Origin of the sequence: Neobacillus drentensis (assembly GCF_036966985.1) — a bacterium.
In the GTDB taxonomy this organism is placed as follows: domain Bacteria; phylum Bacillota; class Bacilli; order Bacillales; family Cytobacillaceae; genus Neobacillus; species Neobacillus drentensis_E.
Genome location: NZ_JBALSN010000051.1, coordinates 1 through 2388 on the forward strand (window position 1 = coordinate 1; position 2388 = coordinate 2388).

A 2388-nucleotide genomic window follows, 5' to 3' on the forward strand; every position below is an offset into this window, starting at 1 on the left:
ACAGAAGATTGACACTAATCTAAATGATATATAAAATATTTTTATATATTTGAAGATTAAAGATTGGAGCTAAGACATGATTAAAACTGAGATGAACACCGTAGTAACTTTATGTCAGCTTCACACAGACCTATCGGAACAAGACATACAAAAGATCCAAGAAGTCGTTCAAAACCTGCAATTAATTGCCGATTTAAATCAAGCAAATGTGTTTGTAGATTGTCAAACAAGAGAAAAAAAGCATGCGATTGTGGTGGCAGAAGCAGCACCTGCAACGGCCAGTTCTGTCTATAAAAATCCGGTAGTCGGAAAGTTTGCCTACGAAACGTTTGAGCCTGCTGTTTTTTATGCGTTTCGGACGGGCAAGCCGCTTTTTCTCAATCATGCCTTAACCCAGGAAGGGAAAAAAGTCGAACAAAGCGTTGTTCCGATTGTTGGAATCCATAACCGGGTGATTGGTACGTTGATCATGGAGAAAGACAACAGTGACAAGCTCCAAAATCAAAATAAACTGAAAGCGTTAACAGAGGCGAATGAGACGCTTAGCGAACTCTTACTTGGAATGACTGAAAATCGCCCTTTTATTCCAGAAGTGATTGAGGAAGCTCTATTCATCATTGACGAGGATTTACGGATTCAATATTCGAATCCTGCTGCGATGAATCTTGTTTTAGAAATGTGTTCGGAGGAATGTAAAAGCGGCAAACTTTTTACTTCCTATTTTCCAAACCTTGCAGAAATGTGCAGTCTGCCGGATGAACTTGTGATCCAAGAAATCATCATTCAAAATAAAGTCTTTCAAATGAAAAAAATTGCTCTTGTGCAGCATGAGAAAAATAGCGGATCATTTATCATATTTCGTGACTTAACAGAGCTGCGCGAAAAAGAGAGGGAGCTTACCGTAAAGACCGTTGCTATTCGCGAAATCCATCATCGCGTAAAAAATAACTTGCAAACGGTAGCGAGTCTTCTTCGGCTGCAGATGCGAAGAGGGGTCCCCGAAGAAAGCAAGTTTCATTTTATCAAGAGCCTTAACCGAATTTTAAGTATTGCTTCTGTCTATGAAATCATCTTATCTAATTCTGAAAATCAGGATGATGTAGAACTTGTTAGTTTAATAGAAAAAATCGGGAATATGCTGGTCTTTAGTGAAGATCATGAAGGAAAATTGATTTCGATCGACTATTCCGGCACAAAGATCCTTGTTAAATCGAATCTAGCTGTTTCCGTTGCTCTTGTTATAAATGAATTAATTCAAAATTGTGTGAAACATGCATTTGCGGAGTTGACTGAGGGCCAAATTAATGTTGTCATCCAGGAAGAGGCTTCTTCAGTAAGAGTCCTTGTAAAAGATAATGGAATTGGCTATACTCCTTCTATGAAGCCGTCATTAGGGCTTGATATTGTGAAAATGATGATAGAACATGATTTATCGGGCCATTTTTCCATTGTAGGAACAAGTGATGGAACGGAAGTAACCGTCGAATTTCCCTTTGCGAGGGAGGATTAAAGAATGAAAAAGCGAATTATCGTTGTTGAAGATGAGTCCATCGTCCGATTGGATGTTTCCCTCATGTTAAAAGATGCTGGCTATGATGTTGTGGCTGAAGCAGCTGATGGCGAGAAAGCAATTGAATTGGCTTACAGCCTTAAGCCTGATTTAATGATCATGGATATTAAAATGCCGAAGCTGAACGGGTTAAAGGCAAGTGAGATTATTTCCAACAAATTCAATATCCCGATTTTGCTATTAACGGCCTATAGTCAAAAGGAATATATAGAGAAAGCGAAGAAGGCAAATATTTTAGGGTATCTTGTAAAGCCGATTTCGGAGGCTAACTTGATTCCGGCGGTTGAAATTGCATTGAAGCAGGCTGAAAATGCTATTCTTTACAAAGAAAAAGTAGAAGAAATGAATCGGGAACTGAAAAACCGAAAGATTGTTGAAAAAGCAAAAGGAATTTTAATGAAACAATTGAATTTACCGGAGGAAACGGCTTACAATAAGATTAGAGACCTTAGCATGAAAAAACAAATGCCATTGGAAAAAGTGGCAAAGTACATTATTTTGAAGTACCCAAGTTAGTTTACAAGTGAATAGTTGAAGCAATGGTGCTTAGTAGGTTTTATTTTTTATAAAAATAAAGTCTATTAGGCATTTTTTTTATTAATCTGAGAGGCGGGATTGTCGTGAACGAAGAGAAAAAGAGGTTTATTCAGGAGTTTGTCCCAGGGAAACAGGTAACTTTAAGCCATATTATTGCCAATCCGGACCCGGATATGTTTGAAAAGCTGGGGATCCAGGAGGCGGGGGCATTAGGGATTTTGACGCTGACCCCAAGTGAGACGGTGATTATTGCCGGAGATTTAGCCACCAAATCGGCTAAT

2 protein-coding genes and 1 pseudogene are annotated in these 2388 nt (G+C 38.6%); all 3 read left to right on the plus strand.

Annotated elements, in window-relative coordinates:
• Positions 1-76: 76 nt before the first annotated feature.
• Positions 77-1510: a sensor histidine kinase gene (locus V7659_RS03790; protein WP_335538215.1), complete on the plus strand. Its 1434-nt coding sequence runs from the start codon at positions 77-79 to the stop codon at positions 1508-1510.
• Positions 1511-1513: 3 nt separating this feature from the next.
• The gene (locus V7659_RS03795) at positions 1514-2086 is read left to right on the plus strand and encodes an ANTAR domain-containing response regulator (protein ID WP_026564955.1); all 573 of its coding nucleotides are present in this window, start codon (positions 1514-1516) and stop codon (positions 2084-2086) included.
• A gap of 104 nt (positions 2087-2190) precedes the next feature.
• Positions 2191-2388 (plus strand): annotated as a pseudogene (locus V7659_RS03800) (propanediol utilization protein); the annotation flags it as partial.